The organism is Candidatus Chloroploca asiatica (assembly GCF_002532075.1).
In the GTDB taxonomy this organism is placed as follows: domain Bacteria; phylum Chloroflexota; class Chloroflexia; order Chloroflexales; family Chloroflexaceae; genus Chloroploca; species Chloroploca asiatica.
Window position 1 is genome coordinate 1 of record NZ_LYXE01000078.1, and the last position, 16,236, is coordinate 16,236.

The 16,236-nt window shown below is 62.8% G+C and carries 15 protein-coding genes, 1 pseudogene and 1 riboswitch; of the genes and pseudogenes, 1 reads left to right on the forward strand and 15 read right to left on the reverse strand.

Annotation, left to right across the window (positions count from 1 at the left end; all coding sequences use genetic code 11):
- Positions 1-514 precede the first annotated feature (514 nt).
- A complete protein-coding gene (locus tag A9Q02_RS08865; protein WP_097652043.1) occupies positions 515-1,354 on the forward strand; it encodes a transglutaminase domain-containing protein in 840 nt (279 codons plus the stop codon).
- Positions 1,355-1,542: 188 nt separating this feature from the next.
- Here the strand turns inward: A9Q02_RS08865 and A9Q02_RS25165 are convergent.
- The 15 genes and pseudogenes from A9Q02_RS25165 to A9Q02_RS08950 all read right to left on the reverse strand — a co-directional run.
- Positions 1,543-1,704, reverse strand: a pseudogene (locus tag A9Q02_RS25165) (DUF5615 family PIN-like protein); the annotation flags it as partial.
- Positions 1,705-2,126: 422 nt separating this feature from the next.
- Positions 2,127-2,540, reverse strand: coding sequence for a hypothetical protein (locus A9Q02_RS23655; protein ID WP_141508795.1), 414 nt, complete (start codon positions 2,538-2,540; stop codon positions 2,127-2,129).
- A 41-nt stretch (positions 2,541-2,581) separates the two neighbouring features.
- Positions 2,582-2,791: a hypothetical protein gene (locus A9Q02_RS24610; protein ID WP_216361482.1), complete on the reverse strand. Its 210-nt coding sequence runs from the start codon at positions 2,789-2,791 to the stop codon at positions 2,582-2,584.
- A gap of 234 nt (positions 2,792-3,025) precedes the next feature.
- Positions 3,026-4,492, reverse strand: a complete 1,467-nt coding sequence (locus A9Q02_RS08895; protein WP_097652047.1) for a cobyric acid synthase — start codon at positions 4,490-4,492, stop codon at positions 3,026-3,028.
- Positions 4,489-5,553 carry a pyridoxal phosphate-dependent aminotransferase gene (locus A9Q02_RS08900; protein ID WP_097652049.1) on the reverse strand — a complete coding sequence of 355 codons (1,065 nt, stop codon included), beginning with the start codon at positions 5,551-5,553 and terminating at the stop codon, positions 4,489-4,491. Before A9Q02_RS08900 ends, A9Q02_RS08895 begins: the two co-directional genes overlap by 4 nt.
- Complete coding sequence (gene cobU, locus A9Q02_RS08905) at positions 5,532-6,086, reverse strand: bifunctional adenosylcobinamide kinase/adenosylcobinamide-phosphate guanylyltransferase (RefSeq protein WP_097652051.1); 555 nt, start codon at positions 6,084-6,086, stop codon at positions 5,532-5,534. The genes A9Q02_RS08900 and cobU overlap by 22 nt, the downstream gene beginning before the upstream one ends.
- Positions 6,083-6,862: an adenosylcobinamide-GDP ribazoletransferase gene (gene cobS, locus A9Q02_RS08910; RefSeq protein ID WP_097652053.1), complete on the reverse strand. Its 780-nt coding sequence runs from the start codon at positions 6,860-6,862 to the stop codon at positions 6,083-6,085. The genes cobU and cobS overlap by 4 nt, the downstream gene beginning before the upstream one ends.
- On the reverse strand, positions 6,859-7,917 hold the full coding sequence (gene cobT / locus A9Q02_RS08915) for a nicotinate-nucleotide--dimethylbenzimidazole phosphoribosyltransferase (RefSeq protein ID WP_097652055.1): 1,059 nt from the start codon (positions 7,915-7,917) through the stop codon (positions 6,859-6,861). Before cobT ends, cobS begins: the two co-directional genes overlap by 4 nt.
- Positions 7,918-7,970: 53 nt before the next feature.
- On the reverse strand, positions 7,971-9,398 hold the full coding sequence (locus A9Q02_RS08920) for a cobyrinic acid a,c-diamide synthase CobB (RefSeq protein WP_097652057.1): 1,428 nt from the start codon (positions 9,396-9,398) through the stop codon (positions 7,971-7,973).
- Between the two features lie 19 nt (positions 9,399-9,417).
- Positions 9,418-10,362 (reverse strand): adenosylcobinamide-phosphate synthase CbiB, encoded by a 945-nt coding sequence (gene cbiB / locus A9Q02_RS08925; RefSeq protein WP_097652059.1) that lies wholly within the window; start codon positions 10,360-10,362, stop codon positions 9,418-9,420.
- Positions 10,359-11,405 carry a cob(I)yrinic acid a,c-diamide adenosyltransferase gene (gene cobO, locus A9Q02_RS25410; RefSeq protein ID WP_245860468.1) on the reverse strand — a complete coding sequence of 349 codons (1,047 nt, stop codon included), beginning with the start codon at positions 11,403-11,405 and terminating at the stop codon, positions 10,359-10,361. The genes cbiB and cobO overlap by 4 nt, the downstream gene beginning before the upstream one ends.
- Positions 11,402-12,184: an ABC transporter ATP-binding protein gene (locus tag A9Q02_RS08935; protein WP_097652061.1), complete on the reverse strand. Its 783-nt coding sequence runs from the start codon at positions 12,182-12,184 to the stop codon at positions 11,402-11,404. The genes cobO and A9Q02_RS08935 overlap by 4 nt, the downstream gene beginning before the upstream one ends.
- 50 nt (positions 12,185-12,234) lie before the next feature.
- Entirely contained in the window at positions 12,235-13,323 is a 1,089-nt protein-coding gene (locus A9Q02_RS08940; protein WP_216361483.1) for a FecCD family ABC transporter permease, read from the reverse strand.
- The gene (locus A9Q02_RS08945) at positions 13,320-14,396 is read right to left on the reverse strand and encodes an ABC transporter substrate-binding protein (protein WP_097652063.1); all 1,077 of its coding nucleotides are present in this window, start codon (positions 14,394-14,396) and stop codon (positions 13,320-13,322) included. Before A9Q02_RS08945 ends, A9Q02_RS08940 begins: the two co-directional genes overlap by 4 nt.
- Positions 14,397-14,621: 225 nt before the next feature.
- Positions 14,622-14,771, reverse strand: a riboswitch (cobalamin riboswitch).
- A gap of 233 nt (positions 14,772-15,004) precedes the next feature.
- Positions 15,005-16,234: a glycosyltransferase gene (locus tag A9Q02_RS08950; RefSeq protein WP_097652065.1), complete on the reverse strand. Its 1,230-nt coding sequence runs from the start codon at positions 16,232-16,234 to the stop codon at positions 15,005-15,007.
- Between the last annotated feature and the right edge of the window lie 2 nt (positions 16,235-16,236).

Consider the following 16,236-nt stretch of genomic DNA (forward strand, 5'->3'; position numbering starts at 1 on the left):
CGCAGGTCACGAGGGAAGGGAGCGGGAACCGGCAAATCTAGTTGACACCAGGCGGCAAATCTAGTTGACATTTAACACCGCCCCACGCTTGAAAGCGGGGGCTACCGCGCCGATCTATTTGGTGTATCCGCGCTGGCGATGGTCATGCTCCAGCCCGCGCTCGCTTGCTCGCCTCGCGCGCAGGCCGTTCGGCTGGTGCAGGTCGTCGTCAGCAGGAGCAGTGGGATACCATTCCAGCGTCAAGGATGGGCACGGGGTCGAGTTTACGTGAACCAGATGGATCGGATCCGCTCACCAAGTCTGCGCTAAATAGGCTATACTAGTAGCAGAGGACAACTACCGACGCAGTGTTGCTGATCGTGCCGTTGCTGGCGCGCTCAGCTTTTTTGTTTTTGACGCCTCATACCAATTGGCATTGAGCAAGCCGCATCGGTATTGCTGCCCGAGCGCATGAGCACGCCATGCGCGGCAATCTACAATCCAAAATCTGCAATCTCAAATAGAGCAGGGTGCTATGCACGTCCAGATTGGCTTCGAACTTATGCTTGAGTCGGTGGCTCCAACGCCGACCGTCGCAATAACCCAGCCGCGTTCTACCGAGGGCCAACGCATCCTTGGGCCGTGTCTGAGCATCACGCCAGAGATGCCGCTGCACACCTACAACGACAGCTTTGGGAACATCGTCTGGCGCTGGACGGCACCCCAGGGGATGCAGCGCATCCACTACGACGCCATCGCCGAGGTCGCGTCCCTGGCCGACCCGGTTCTGCCCGATCTGCCTGGCACGCCGGTCGACCAGCTTCCTGATGCGGTACTGCTCTATACACTGCCCAGTCGCTACTGCCCCTCCGACATGGTGCTCAACGATGCGTGGCAACTCTTTGGTGGCGTGCCGGACGGTTGGCCACGCGTGCAGGCGATCTGTGACTGGGCGTACCGCAGTGTTGCTTACGTCGCGGGGAGTAGCACCGGGACAACCTCGGGCTATGATGTGTATCTGAGTCGCAGGGGCGTCTGCCGCGACTTTGCCCATCTTGGCGTGATGTTCTGCCGGGCGCTGAGCATCCCGGCCCGCTATGTCTGCGGCTACCTCCCCGATATCAACGTGCCGGTGAACCCTGAGCCTATGGACTTTCACGCCTGGTTCGAGGCCTACCTTGGCGGGGCGTGGCGCACCTTCGATGCCCGCCATAATCAACCGCGCATCGGCCGTGTGGTGATCGCCCATGGCCGTGATGCTGTCGATACGGCCATTCTGACCAGCTATGGCGCGAGCATCCTGACGGGTATGACGGTCTGGGCCCACGAACGGCCTGATCTTACGCTGCTCGGCGAACAGAAGGCCCAGCGATGAGCAACCTGAGCGACGCAGACGACCCGGAAGCCTTGCTCGACCATCATGATGTGGCCTGGGACACCGTCCGGCGCAGCCGTTACTGGATGCACCAACGCTTCCAGTAGCGCTATCCACCGTCCTCCGGCTTGCGGTTGAGAAGCCGATGCCCTTGCGCTGAAGGTGATCGTCGCAACATCGTGCGTGAGCACTCCTCGACCTTCCTGCGCTGCCCATGCAAGCACCGTCGGGTCATCTCCTCCCGACAAACCAGCATCTTGCACGCGAACGATATCCAGGCTGGGAGCGCGGCGAAGCAAACCACGAACAATGTTGTTATTGAAATGCTCGTCAGCAGCCAAACGCAGCATCGCATGATGACCTTTGTTGATCTCGACGCGCGAGTAACCGGTCGCGAATGCCAACAGGGTCAAACTGCGCCTCGTTGTGCGCTCGCAAGAGCGCTGCTCGTTGCTGACGCTCTGCGAGATAGGCGTCTACGTCCGCTCGGTGCTGCAGGAAGTACCCAATGACCCTACGCAGCCGACATCGCAAGACGTTACGGGCCGTTTGTAGTGATCCCGTCCCACCCGCGGTGCGCTTGCCTGGAACGGGGCCGACAGTGCCCGCCAGCCTGACGATTTGCGCCGGGTGTTGGGCTACCTGCCCCAGGATTTTGGCGTCTACCCCAACCTGAACGCGGTGGAGTTTCTCAGCTCGGAACGGCCGTTGCAAATTCTGCTGCTCAGCTTCTGGTACCGCGGCCCGCTCAACGGGCGCGCCACCTTCGACATCACCGGCGCGCCACCAACGGTATTGACGTACGGAGCCGCTTCCACCCGGCAGCGGCGTACATGACACCACAGACAATCAAGAGGAGACCGCACAAGAAGAGCATCGTGCTGCGGGCGATGATGGACATGATGCTGTCGGGGATCGGTTCTCCCCGCAGCAGGGTGCGCACAAGAGGGATGACGTGGAGGTTGATCAGCAGGCCCAGCAAGGCTAACCCGGTTACCCCGCGCATCGAGGATGTGTAGTAGGTCGGTTCAGTCGCCAGAAAGCCCAACAAGGCAATGGGCATCCCAAAGATGGCTGGAATCAGGGAACTGACCCCACGCAAGCCGATCAGATAGCGGCTGATCAGCCCGAGGATGATCAGCAGGATGCCGAGCCAAAGCACGATCCGGGGTATGGTGCGCAACATCAAGCACCTGGAACTTTCCTGTATGCTGGAACCTCACTTTATTATATTATATCAATGATGTTTGAACGTGCCGCCTGGCGATGCTGCACTGTGCAGGCGGAGTCGTGTGCATGATCATGCGCTGGATGGGCCGGTGACTGATGAGGGGTCAAGGCGATCGTATAGCGCCCGACGCCAAGTAGCAAATTGAGGGGCACCTCGCCGTGAACGGCGGGCAGAATGCGTGCGCGAGGCACAATCTGGCGCACCATGCCTCGATCTCAGCACGCTGGGCCTCATCCACGAGGTCGATCTTATTCAACACCATCAATACGTTACTGATACAAGGTATCATTAAAGTGGGGCCTTGTCAATGAGCGCAGCTTCCGCCCGAGGATGCCCAGCGCATCCTGAAAATGGTCGGGGTACTCGCGCTGATCGCCGCAACCAAAAAGCGCCACGGTGATGCCCTGAAAATCGAGTGGATCCAGGTATGGTTCTAGCGTTTAGCGTGCAAACAACTGATCGAGGTGTTGCTTGTCCAACGCAGCTTGCACATGATCAGCGAGCCGATGGTACGGGTCAACGGGTATGCTCGTTGGTTGCTCACGCCAACCAAGCGAGGTGAGCCAGGCGTGCCGGAACGCGTGGTTGGCAAAGATCCCGTGGAGATAACAGCCCCAGATGCGACCGTCAGGTGTGACATAGCCATCTCTTTCCTCAACCGGCACCCGATTGCGTTGGCGCATGCGCACCGCCGCACGCGCCTGGCCGAGTGGCTGGGTTCGTCCCATATGGATCTCATAGCCGGTGATGGGCAGCCGCTGCGCCCAGGGCATCAGTGCTTCGCCGGTGACCTGGACGGTGCGTTTCTCAGCTGTAAACACGGTTGTGACGGGCAGCAAGCCTAACCCTGGCTCATCGCCCCCGTTGCCTTCCACGCCCTCCGGGTCGCTGATGCGCTCACCGAGGAGTTGGTAGCCCCCACAGATGCCAACCACTGCGCCGGGGAAGGCTTGCAGGGCTGCGTCGAAGCCGCGCTCGCGGAGCCAGCGCCGTGCTGCGAGCGTATGCTTGACGCCGGGCAGGATCACGGCTGCGGCGCCGGCCAACTGGTCGGGGCGTTCGATATAATGCACACCCACACCTGGCTCGGCAGCTAATGGGTCAACGTCATCGAAATTGGCGATCGTTGGGAGCTTGACGACGGCAATGGTCAGGCCGTCGGTGGACGGCCTTACGCCACGTTCGAGCACGACCGCATCTTCTTCGGCCAGACCGAGCGCGTCGATCCAGGGTACGACGCCAAAAACGGGCACGCCGCTGCGCGCTTCCAGGATGGCGATCCCATCGGCAAACAGCGCGGGATCACCGCGAAAACGGTTGACGATCAGCCCCTGCACCAGCGCCCGCTCCTCAGGGTCGAGCAGCATCAGCGTGCCAAGCAGTTGGGCAAAGATGCCGCCGGTATCAATATCGCCGACCAGCAGCGTGCGCGCCTGCGCATAGGTTGCGACACGAGCGTTGACGATGTCACGCGGCTTGAGGTTGAGTTCCACCGGACTACCGGCACCTTCGGCAATGACGAGATCGTACTGAGCCCGCAGACGATCGAGATTGCGCGTGACCACGTTCCACAGCAGATCCTTGCGTTGCCAGTAGTCAAGTGCATCGAGCGTGCGCCACGGCGTGCCTTCCACGATGATCTGGCTACGGCGTTGGCCCTCGGGCTTGAGCAGGATCGGGTTCATCGCCGTCGTCGGCGCAATCTGGGCCGCCGCTGCCTGCACCGCCGTACTCCGTCCAATCTCGCCGCCAGCGTCGGTCACCGCAGCATTATTGCTCATATTCTGCGCCTTGAACGGCGCGACCTTGATCCCGCGCCGCACCGCGATGCGGCACAGTGCCGCGACCAGTGTGCTTTTGCCGACCGAGGAGGCGGTGCCGAGAACCATAATCACTGGTGCGGTCATCGTGTTTCCTTCCAGGCGGCGAGCAGCCGCCGATTCTCGTCGGGGCGACGCGGGGCCACCCGTACCCACGCGGGGAGCCCGAACGAGGTGCAGTCGCGGACAACACAGCCTCGCCCGAGTAGCGCGGCCCGGGTTGCCGCCCCATCGCCGGTACGTACCAGCACAAAGGGCAGCGCAGCACGCCAGACCGGAAGGCCGAGTTCAGCGAGGCCAGTGGAGAGCATCTCGCTGGCCGCCCAGAGCGGTGATCGTGTTGACGCAAGAAAGGTTGGGTCGCTGAGCGCGGCCAAGCCGGCGGCCTGGGCGGCACTGCTCACACTCCAGGTCGGCTGAAAGGTGCCGACGCGTGCGCTCAGTTCCGGGGATGCCAGCAGATAGCCCAGACGTAACCCGGCCAGGGCATAGCTTTTGGTCAGCGAGTGCAGGGTGATCAGATGTGGCGAAGATGTTTCCGACAGCGCTGCGGTAGCCGTCCGTTGCAGATCGCTATACGAGCGATCCAGGATCAGGTAGCCTCCATCTCCCGCAGCGATCGCGAGAAGCGTCTGCAGGATCGCCGACGCGAGCACGACCCCGGTGGGATTGTTTGGCGTGCAGAGCCAGGTGAGGCGCGGGCGCAGCGTGTGCATCAGTGCGCTCAGTGCTGGACCATCGGGTTGAAATGCTCGTTCCGGCTGTGTTTGGAACGCAACGACGTGCGCACCCATCAGCTCACTCGCATACGCATATTCGCCGTAGGTTGGCCCGATCACCAGCACCGTATCGCCAGGGTGCAGCAAGGCACGGGCGACCAGGTGGATCAACTCGTTGGCCCCGTTGCCCGGCAGGATGGCCTCGGGCTCACATGCATGACGCTCAGCCAGGGCTTGCCGGAGCCGCACACAGCTGCGATCGGGATACGGGGCGGGATCGAGCGCCGCCAGCGCTGCGCGCACACCCGCAGGCGGGCCAAACGGGTTGAGATTGCTGCTGAAATCGAGCAGATTACCGGGCGACACCCCAAGGGCCGCCAGTTCGTGCTCGTCAAGGGCGCCGTGGACTACTCGCTTGCGTGTGCCCATGCGACCTCCAAGGCCTTCAACTCGACCGCGATCCCGCAGACTACCAGATAGACGTCGGTGGCCGCAGCGGCGACCTGTTGATTGGCCCGCCCAAGCAGATCACGATAGATGCGCCCAAGCGGATATTCCGGCACGATGCCCATACCAACCTCATTCGTCACCACGATCAGGGTCAGATCGTGTGTGCGCGTTGCCTCCAGGATGGCGCTGACTTCGGCCGTGACGGCCTGATCCGGGGCGGCTTCATTGGCCAGCAGCACATTGCTGACCAAGAGCGCGAGGCAATCGAGCACGACGACGCTGCCTGGCGCGACGTTCGCCAGCGCCGTCGCGACCGCCAGCGGTTGCTCGCAGGTTGTCCAGGTTGCGGGACGGCGCTGCTGGTGATGGGCAATCCGTTCGCGCATCTCATCGTCGCGTGCTTCAGCCGTCGCCAGATAGGTCACCGGGCGATGCAAACGGGCAGCGTAGTGTTCGGCACGCGCACTTTTGCCGCTCCGCGCCCCACCCGTAAACAGAATTACCTTGCTCATAGGGCAAACCTCGCTGCTGCGGTGATGGCGGCCAAGGCCATCACTTCGGTTGCTTCACACAGGGCTCCATACGTATCACCCGTGAGCCCACCGAGGTCACGCGTCCACCAGCGCCCAAGCAGATACGCCCCACTGCCGACGAGCAGGAACGCAACAATGCCGCCGAGCCCGGCGATGGCAACCACCGTCACGGCCACGACGACACTGATGCCGCTCAGCGTACCACGGTTCACCTGACCGTGGACGCTGCTTCCGAGGCCCTCGGTACGGGCCAGCGGAAACCAAACGATGGCCGCGATCATCGCCCAGCGTCCAAGCATTGGTGCGAGCAGCACGGCGGGCCACCAGCTTGCGCCGGCGTCGGCAAGGAAGGCGACCTTCAAGAGGAGCACGGCAACCAGGGCCAGCGTCCCCATTGCGCCGATGTGGCTATCCTTCATGATCGCCAGCTTGCGCTCACGCGGACGCCAACTCATCACGGCGTCGAAGGTGTCGCTCACGCCATCAAGATGCAGCCCGCCGGTGAGGATGCCCCAGGCGACGACGACCAAGACCGCCTGAACGAGCGGCGGCCAGAAGAGACCGGCGATCCACCCGCTTGCAACCAGCACGAGGCCAATGATCGCCCCCACCAGCGGAAAAGAGGGCACGGCCCCGGCAAGACCACGCCCCGAGGTTGGGGCGGGCCATGGCAGCGGGATCGTGGTCAAAAACCGCAGCGCGGTGTCGAAATCGTGCGCAAAGGCACCCCCGGAGGAAGGTTTACGGTCGGTCATTGGTTGCTTGCCACTCCAGCTTCGGCGAAGGTCGCCATTTCATTGAGGATTTTGCAGGCCGCCTGCGCGAGCGAGATCCCCAACACGGCACCGGTTCCTTCGCCCAGACGCATCCCGAGATCAAGCAGCGGTTCAAGGTCAAGCTGCGCAAAGATCGCCTGGTGTCCACGTTCGACCGAGCGATGGGCTGCAATGAGATAAGGCTGCAGGGCTGGCGCAAGGCGACACGCAAGCAAGGCGGCTGCTCCGGAAATAAAGCCATCGACCACGACGGGAACCTGGCGTGCAGCTGCGCCGAGCATCACGCCGACGAGTCCGCCAATCTCGAAGCCACCAACCTTGGCGAGCACATCGAGCGCATCGGTCGGGTCGGGGCGCTGGCGGGCAAGGGCTTGTTCGATCAGCGCGATCTTGTGGGCCAGCCCGGTATCATCAATACCAGTGCCACGCCCGGTCACCTCGGCGACGGGGGCGCCGGTGAGGGCCGCAACGATAGCACTGGCGGCGGTCGTATTGCCGATGCCCATCTCACCGGTGGCAATGACATCAACGCCGTCTTCGATCAGCTCGGTGACCACCGCGATGCCGGTCGCGATAGCAGTCTGGGCCTGAGCACGGCTCATCGCTGGTTCGACCGTCATATCGTTGGTACCGAGGGCGATCTTCCGCTGCAGCAGGCCAGGCGTAGCGGGTAGGTCAACCGCCACCCCGACATCAACGACCACCACCCTGGCCCCGACGTGGCGGGCTAGGACATTGATCGCGGCACCACCCGCCAGAAAGTTGTACACCATCTGGGGCGTCACTTCGGCAGGGTAGGCGCTCACACCCTGCCGGGCAATGCCATGATCGGCGGCCATCACGACGACTGCGGGGTTCTTCAGGTGGGGCCTTGCTGCGCCAGTGATCCCGGCAAGCTGGATCGACAACGTTTCAAGCCGACCGAGCGCACCGTGCGGCTTGGTCAGTTGCTGCTGGCGAAGACGGGCAGCGGTCATGGCGTCCTGGTCGAGGGGGCGAAGGTGATTGATGGTCGTGGGCAAGAGCGAATTCATTGCTTGTTCCTTTCTTGAAAACGGACTGATAGGCGCCTGGGAGTGGGACTATATCACCGACGACGACGTTGTTGGCTTGCCGCCGCCGCAAAGCGTGCAGCAAGCGCCGGATGGGCCAACCAGTGAATGTGGACATAGGACGCGAGCACATTGGCTGCTTGCACGCCCTCGGGACGCTCGTCGGGGTGAAAGGCATCAGGCAGGCAGGTATACAATGGAACCAGATCCGCCGGACGCTCCTCCCAGACCGAGTAATGAAACTCATGGCCGCGCACGGTCTCACCTGCCCGCCAGAGCCAGGTATCGGCCTGGGCGCGAACGGTGCGATAGCCCAGGGTGAGGCGTGAGGTCATCACGGATCGTCCTGGGAGCAGACCAAGCATAGGGAAGGTTGCGCCCTCAGCCGTAACGACGGCTTCGGTGCAATACATCAACCCACCGCACTCGGCATAGATCGGCAGACCGCGCTGACCTGCGGCACGGATCGCGGTGCGAAGTGCGGTGTTGGCGCTCAACGCAGCGGCGTAGAGCTCCGGGAAGCCGCCGCCCAGATAGATCGCGTCCGTCTCCACCGGCAAGGCTTGGTCACGAAGTGGACTGAAGAAGGCGATGTTGGCACCTGCCTTGCGGAGCAGATCAAGGTTCTCTTCGTAGAGAAAGCTAAAGGCCTCGTCACGGGCAACGGCGATGACCGGATGCGGTGGGAGTTGGGCTGTGTACGGAAACGCTGGCATCGCGAGCGTCGGTACCGCGAAGCGTGGTGCGGTCTGCGCCAGCGCGACCAGCCGATCCAGATCGACGCTGCTCTCAACCCGCGTACGCACCTCGGCGAGCCAGGCATGCCAGCGACCTGGCTCGGTCGTCGGAATCAGACCGAGGTGACGTTCGGGCAGCGCTAGCGCTTCGTCGCGCTGGAGGGCTCCGAGTACCGGCAGACCCGTGCGCTGCTCAATTGCCCGGGTCACCATCTGGGCGTGGCGGGCGCTCCCAACCTGGTTCAGGATCACGCCGGCAACCTGGATGCGCGGGTCAAAGTCGCGCAGGCCAGCGATCAGGGCGGCAGCGGTGCGCGCCATTGCACGGACATCGAGCACAAGCACGACCGGGGTACTGGTGAGATACGCAATCTGGGCACTGCTGCCTGCATCATCGTCACCGGCATAGCCATCGAAGAGGCCCATCACCCCCTCGATCAGGGCGAGGTCGGCCCCACCGCTACGCCGCGCCAGGATGCCCGCGATCTGCGCGGGCGGAACCATCCACGCATCGAGGTTGTGACAGGGACGACCGGCAGTCAGCGCGTGGTAGCTCGGGTCGATGTAATCTGGCCCGCACTTGAATGGAGCAACGGTCAACTTTCGTGCAGTGAGGGCGGCGATCAGTCCGGCAGTCAAGGTTGTCTTGCCGCTGCCACTCATTGGCGCAGCAAGCAGCAGGCGGGGAGGCAGGTGAGTAGATGGTTTCACGCAAGTCTGGGTCATACGTTGAGGCCTTTCTCTCCTACTCGTTGGGCTTGCACGCGCACACGGATCGCCCACATCGCAGTGCTGCGGGTGTTCCTCCGCCAAGGAGAAGCAACACCCAAACCATCCGCGCCATCTTCCGCGCCTCGGCGATCATGGCTGCATCGGGTTGCCGCGAACCGTTGCCGAGGGTATAGTGGCCCCGCTTGGTGAGCGTAGTGTCAAGCGCGCCGGCCATCGCCGCCATCGGCCAACCAGCGTTGGGCGATGCCGTACGCTGTGCATCGGCCAGCGCCGTCTGCCAGGCCTGCACACCGCGCCCGTTGACGAGGTGTGCTGCGATGGCAAGCAACGCCGCCGTCAGACGCGCCGGCAACAGATTGAAGAGATCATCAGCGCGCGCCGCAACCTTTCCTAAATCTTCGTAGCGCTCGGTGCGGTAGCCCCACATCGCGTCGGCAGTATTGGTCAGGCGGTAGACTGCGATACCAGACAATCCACCGAACAGGTAGGCCAGCGACGGGGCCACCAGACTATCGGAAAGGTTCTCGGCCAGGGACTCGATCGTCGCTGCGGCCACCTCGTCGGGCCTCAGGTCGGACGTGGGCCGACTGACCAGATGCCAACTTAGGAGCCGCCGGGCTTCGGCGAGATCATTGGCCTCGAGCGCCGCTTGCACCTCGCCGACGGCCCGATCCAGGTTGCGATAGGCCAGCAGGCTCGACGTGGCGATGCCCTGGATGAGCAGATCGCGTGGAAGGAGCCGGGCCGCGCTGCCGCCAAGCGCCGCGCCAGCCCCGAGCCAGGTCGCCCCCCAACACAGGCGCGCCAGATGCCCCTGCGGTGCCCATCGTTCACCCAGGCGCATCCAGCCACCAAGCGCCACGACCGGATGCCAGCGATTGGGCGGATCGCCGAGCAAGGCATCGACAGCCAGTGCGACCAGCAGAGTGCGGCAGCGTAAGTACAACTCGTTGCTCAAAACTCAATGCCTTTCTGCGCCCTGATGCCCTGGTCACGGAACGGGTGTTTGACCTCGCGCATCTCGGTGACGAGATCGGCTGCCTCGATCAGGGCAGTATGCGCATCACGCCCGGTGATGATCACATGGAGCAGCGGTGGTTTGTTGGCTTGCAGCCAATTGACAACCTGGGCGGCGTCGAGCCAGCCGTAGCTCAACAGATAGGTGAACTCGTCAAGCAGAAAAACGTCATAGTCGCCCGAGGTGATGCGTTCCTTTGCGACCTCCCAACCGTGCAATGCTTTGGCTTGCGTCTCATCAAGGTCACGGCTGGTCCAGGTCCAACCATCACCCAGCGGGATCAGTTCGACGCCAAGCTCGCGCAGGGCGCGCAGTTCGCCAAAATTCGCGTTTTCGTGCTTGAAGAACTGAATGCCCCCAATGCGAAGCTTGCGCCCGCGGGCACGGAGCAGGATCCCCAGCGCCGCCGTCGTCTTCCCTTTGCCATGACCGGTATTGACGATCAGCAGGCCCTTCTGCTTGCGCGTCGCCCGGGCTGCCTTACGCCGCGTTTCGGCTTCGGGGGTCGAGCCAGGCGTGCGTTCCTCGGCCCCAGCGTCGGGCTCCCGTACATCGTCGCGGTGATGGTCTTGATGGGAAGTGGCGACGCCCCTGGAAGAACTCGCCCCAGCGTCGAACTCCCGTGCATCGTCGCGGTGCTGGTCGAGTGCCTCGCTCTGGCGATGGAACACATGCGCTTCGACCGGACGCCCTTCAAGCAAGTGCTCGCACACAATTCGCTCGAGCAGGGCCTCGTCAACGTGGTGATACCAGATGCCGTCGGGGTAGACGACGACGATTGGGCCGCCAGCGCAGACGCCCAGGCAGCCAGAAAGCGTACACTTCACCCGCCCCGGATGGCCCAACTTCATCAGCCCGCGAGGTTGGGCCAGTTCGCGGAAGCGCTGCTGCAGGCGATCAGCAGCCTCGGGGTCGGCGCAGTCACCATGTGCGCAAATCAGCAAGTGGCGTCCGTAGGATCGCATCTTGGGTGTATCGCTCATCGGAAAACCTCCGTACAACGGGGCAAGAAGACTACGTGCAACCGCCCGGTGGCCGGGTGAAGCGCAACTTCGGCCTGCACGCCGTAGACCGCCTGGATCAACGCTGGAGTCAGTACTTCCTCGGGAGGGCCACTGGCGACCAGCGAACCGGACTTCAACACATACAACTGATCACAGTAGAGTGCTGCCAGATTCAGATCGTGCATCGCGGCAATCGTTGTCACCCCCAACGCACGCACGAGATCAAGGACTTCAAGTTGGTAGCGGATGTCGAGATGGTTGGTCGGCTCGTCCAGAACCAGCAACCGTGTCTGCTGGGCAAGCGCACGGGCCACCAGGACGCGCTGCTTCTCGCCGCCCGAGAGGGTCAAAAAGCTGCGCTCGGCGAAAGCGAGCATGCCCACCTGGTGCAGCGCGTGCTCAACCATGCGCACATCTTCGCTGCTGTCCCGCTCGAACAGCGTTTTGTGCGGCGTACGGCCCATAAAGACCATCTCGCGCACACTGAAGTCAAACTCACCACTGTGCTCTTGCAAGACAACGCCAATGCGCTGGGCGGCCTGGCGTGCGGTTAGGCGCCAGACATCCTCGGTGTCGAGCTGAATAATCCCGGCATCAGGCTGCAAGATGCGATAGATGCAACGCAGCAACGAAGACTTGCCACTCCCGTTCGGCCCAATCAGACCAACAAAGCTCCCGACTGGGCAGTCCAGACTCACCTCGCGCACAATGCGTGCCTCGGCCACCCCCCAGGACACCTCGCAGACATCGACCCTCATCGCCACCTCGTCTCTACACAGAGAGGACTGCCCCCGGCCCCCGACCCGCATCACCTCCGGCCTAGGGCATCGCCGTTGCGCCGCATCAACCAGAGAAAGAAGGGCGCACCGAGCAACGCGGTGATGATCCCGATGGGCAACTCTTGGGGGGCAACCACCGTGCGTGCCAACACATCAACCCAGATCAGAAAGATCGCGCCGGCCAGGGCCGCCACCGGCAGAAGACGTCGGTGATCGGCCCCAACCAGAAAGCGCAACATATGCGGCAGCATCAGCCCGACAAAACCAATTCCGCCACTCACCGCGACCAGCGTCCCGGTCAAGAGGGCGCAGAGCGCGAAGATCTGCTGGCGAAAGCGGCTCGTGTCGACCCCGAGGGTCGCCGCCGTCTCTTCGCCAACACTCAGCGCGTTGAGCGAACGGGCCTGCACGGTGAGATAGAGCGTGCCGAGTGCGAGCGCGAGCGCCGGCATGCCCAGATAGTCCCAACGTGCCCCGCCCAACCCGCCGAGCATCCAGAAGATGACACTCTTGACCTGCTCGCCGTTGTCGGCGTTGTAGATCAAGAAGTTGGTCAGCGCACCGAACACATACGCAACCGCCACGCCCGCAAGGATGAGCCGTCCGGTCGTGAGTCGCCCACCTTGCAGGGCCAGCAGATAGACCGCACTAAAGGCCAGCAAGGCCCCAAGAAAGGCCGCGAAGGAGAGCGAGTAGATCCCAAACCAGTTGAAGCCAAACAAGATGACGGCCACGGCACCGAGTGAAGCCCCTGACGACACACCGAGCAGGTACGGGTCGGCGAGTGGATTACGCACGAGGGCCTGCATCGTTGCGCCGATCACTGCCAGGCCCGCCCCAACCAGACCGCCAAGCAACACCCGCGGGAAACGAAGTTCCCAGATGATGTTGCGCTGAAACGCTTCCCAATCAGGCGTGACGAGCCCCGGCGCAAGCTCGTGGAAGGCGACGCGCCAGACCAGGTCCGGTGCGAGGGGCACCGGACCAATCATCACGGCCAGCGTCACCGAGAGCAACAACAACAGCGACAGCCCGCTCAGCAATGTGCCAAAGCCGAGCCGCGACGTTGTCATGCGTTGGGCCAAAGCCGATGCCGGTGTCGTCGCTGCCTGGTTCACAGATGACACCGCGCAGCGTGGAGGGACGACCATCCCCCGGTGGGGACGGTGCCACCGAATAGCTCGGGGTAGAGGGTCGCCGCCAGCAACTCGACCGCATCGGCGAGGCGCGGGCCGGGGCGCGAGACAATGTTGCCATCAAGCGTGTAGACCCGCCCATCGCGCACCGCCTGCAGGTCGGCCCAGCCAGGTCGCTCGCTGATGGCGGCAACGGTGAGGAATTCGCCATGACTGTCTGGCCCAAGGATCACCTGGGGATCACGTGCGAAGACGGTTTCCGGGCTGACGGTTGGATAGTCCTCGTTCGTATCAGCAAAGATATTGGTCGCACCGACAAGCGTGATCATCTGACCGATAAAGGTATTCGGCCCCGTCGTCATCATCGGATCATCAATGACCTCCCAGTAAACGGTTGGGCCACCATCGTCGGGGATCGCCTCAAGCACAGCTGCGATCCGCGCTTGCATCGAGGCCACAACCTGTTCAGCCTCATCGTTATGCCCAGTAAGCGCCCCCACCCTGAGGATGCTCGCGTAGACGGCCTCGAAGCTTGCAGGTGCAAAGATCACCACCGGCACCCCGAGTTGTTCAAGTTGCTCGGCCACGGCCTGCTGGCGTGCGCTGCCCGCAATCACCAGATCGGGTTGCAGCCCAACAATCACCTCAAGGCTGATCGACGAGGCCGAGAAGCCGCCAATCTCGGGGAGCGAGTCGGCTTCCGGTGGATAATTGCAGAACGTGGTGACGCCGACAACCTGCGGGCCAGCACCGACCGCAAAGAGCAGTTCGGTGACCGAGGGGGCCAGCGAGACAATCCGCTGCGGCACGACTTCCAGCGTCACCGTACGGCCAAGGTCGTCGGTGACCGTGATCGCGTCAGGCACCGCCGCGACCGTCGGTACCGTCGTGGGCACGACGGTTGGTACGTCTGTTGGTGCCATCGTCGGTGCGGCAGTGGGCGGCGCAATCGTGGATGCCGCAGTGGGCGACTGAGCGGCGGGAGATGCGCCGCATGCGGTCAGGGCAATCAACAAGATCGTGAGCAAGCTCAGTGATCGGATAAACAAAAACATCAGGTGCTCCTACGTGAAGATAAGGGCTGAGCGTCGGCTCGTTCAGGATCGCGGAACGCATCGTGATGCGCGGTGCCTGCTCGCGGAACGCTTGAAACCTTGTCAACGGCATGCAAAAAACCCGGCCTCATCAAGAGACCGGGGTGACACAATAGCCGGGCAAACCATCACGCAGGCGCGTTTATGGAGCGCGGATCATGCTCGTCCTCCTTAGCTCGAGAAGGGTTGAACGTATACATCGCGGTAGGCATCCTGGCTTCCGGCGTTTCACTTAAACGACCGGTTACAGTTGCGGCACAGCGCTGGACTCACACCAGCTTCCACCTTTACACCCTGGCATCCGGGCAACGGGACACCGCGACGAACATAGCTGCTTGGGTAGGTACAATAGGTCATATTATAGCATATATATCAATCGGTCACGTTCAGTGCTTTCTTGCTCACGGCTGATGCAAAGTCCAAGTAGGGTTAGATAGTGTCCGCAGATGACGCAGATGACGCAGATTATACATTGACCCTCAGTACCGCCACGGTTCCTTCGGCTCCGCCGATGGCGAGGGTCTGATCGGAGGGTACGAGCAGACCTCGGCCATCAGGACGCTGCCGACTTATGCCGGAAATGTCTGCCGCAAAAACGCCGCCACGTTGGCCGCACCAGGCCATTCTTCCAGTTCGCGGCGCAGGTCGGTCGCTTTGTGGCGAAAGGTGGGTTCGGTGAGCAGGCGGTGAACGGCGGTTACCACCCGCTCCTCCTTGACGGCATGCCGGTTCAAATGCAGGGCGCTGCCAAAATGAACCGCTTGCAGTACGTTGAGGTCTTGCTCTGGCTGCAAGCCGATCCCCAAGAAGGGCGTGCCGGAAGTGCAAGCCGTCTGCACTGTGCCCTGCCCGCCGTGAATGATGGCCACATCCGCCAGCGGGTTGACCAGATGGGCGGGCAGCCAGTCGAACACCAGTACGTTGTCCGGAACGGCCACGTCCAGCCCGGCCAGATGGCGCTTGATGGGGGCAATCACGGTGTAGGGCTGTCCTGCAAACATCCCCAACACCCGCAGCAGCACCTCCCGGTTGGCCGAGCTTCCCATGGCGAAGTAGATGAGCGGACGGTCGCGGGGCAGCGCGATGATTTCTGGCGGGATTTCCCCCGCCAGTCGGGCGTATATGGGGCCGACGTACTGCCACGTGTCCGGCAGTTTGGGTACGCCGGTCAACTGGGGGATGTCGGTGACCAGGGTATAATCGCCACGCAAGATGTCTAACGAGCGCGGGAAGGTGGGTGCGCCGAACTGTCGCGCCACGCGGTTCATCGACCCGGTCCAGACGCGGGTGCGCAGCGCCCAGCGGTTGATCACCCAATTGAGCAACCTCTCTGGGAGCCAGTCGAGCGGCGTGCCGCGCAGCATCTCGCCCCAGATGGTGGGCTGCGCCTGGAAAAAGGGGCGCGTCAGGGCGAAGGGGTTAACCGATACCAGCGGGATACCGGCCGCCCGTGGGGAGATGAAGGCGCTCATGGTGAAGCCGATGATCACGGACGTTGGCCGCACCCGTTCATACAAAGCCAACTCATTTCGCACCCGCGTCGCCAACTCCTCGGCGGTGAAGAATTTGCCACCCCGCTCCATGCGATCCGCTTTCCACAGTTCTTCGGCGCGTTGCGGCGTCAGGCGCGGTTCCAGGGTGTGGCAGGTGAAGCCAGCCTCGCCAATCAGGTATTGGTACTCGCCACCATAGCCGAAAAACTCACAGTGAAAGGCATCGCCACAGGCGCGGGCAATTTCAATCATCCGCGTCGTCTCGGCAATGTTCAGGGTTTCTGGGGCAAAGAGTAACGTCTGCATCA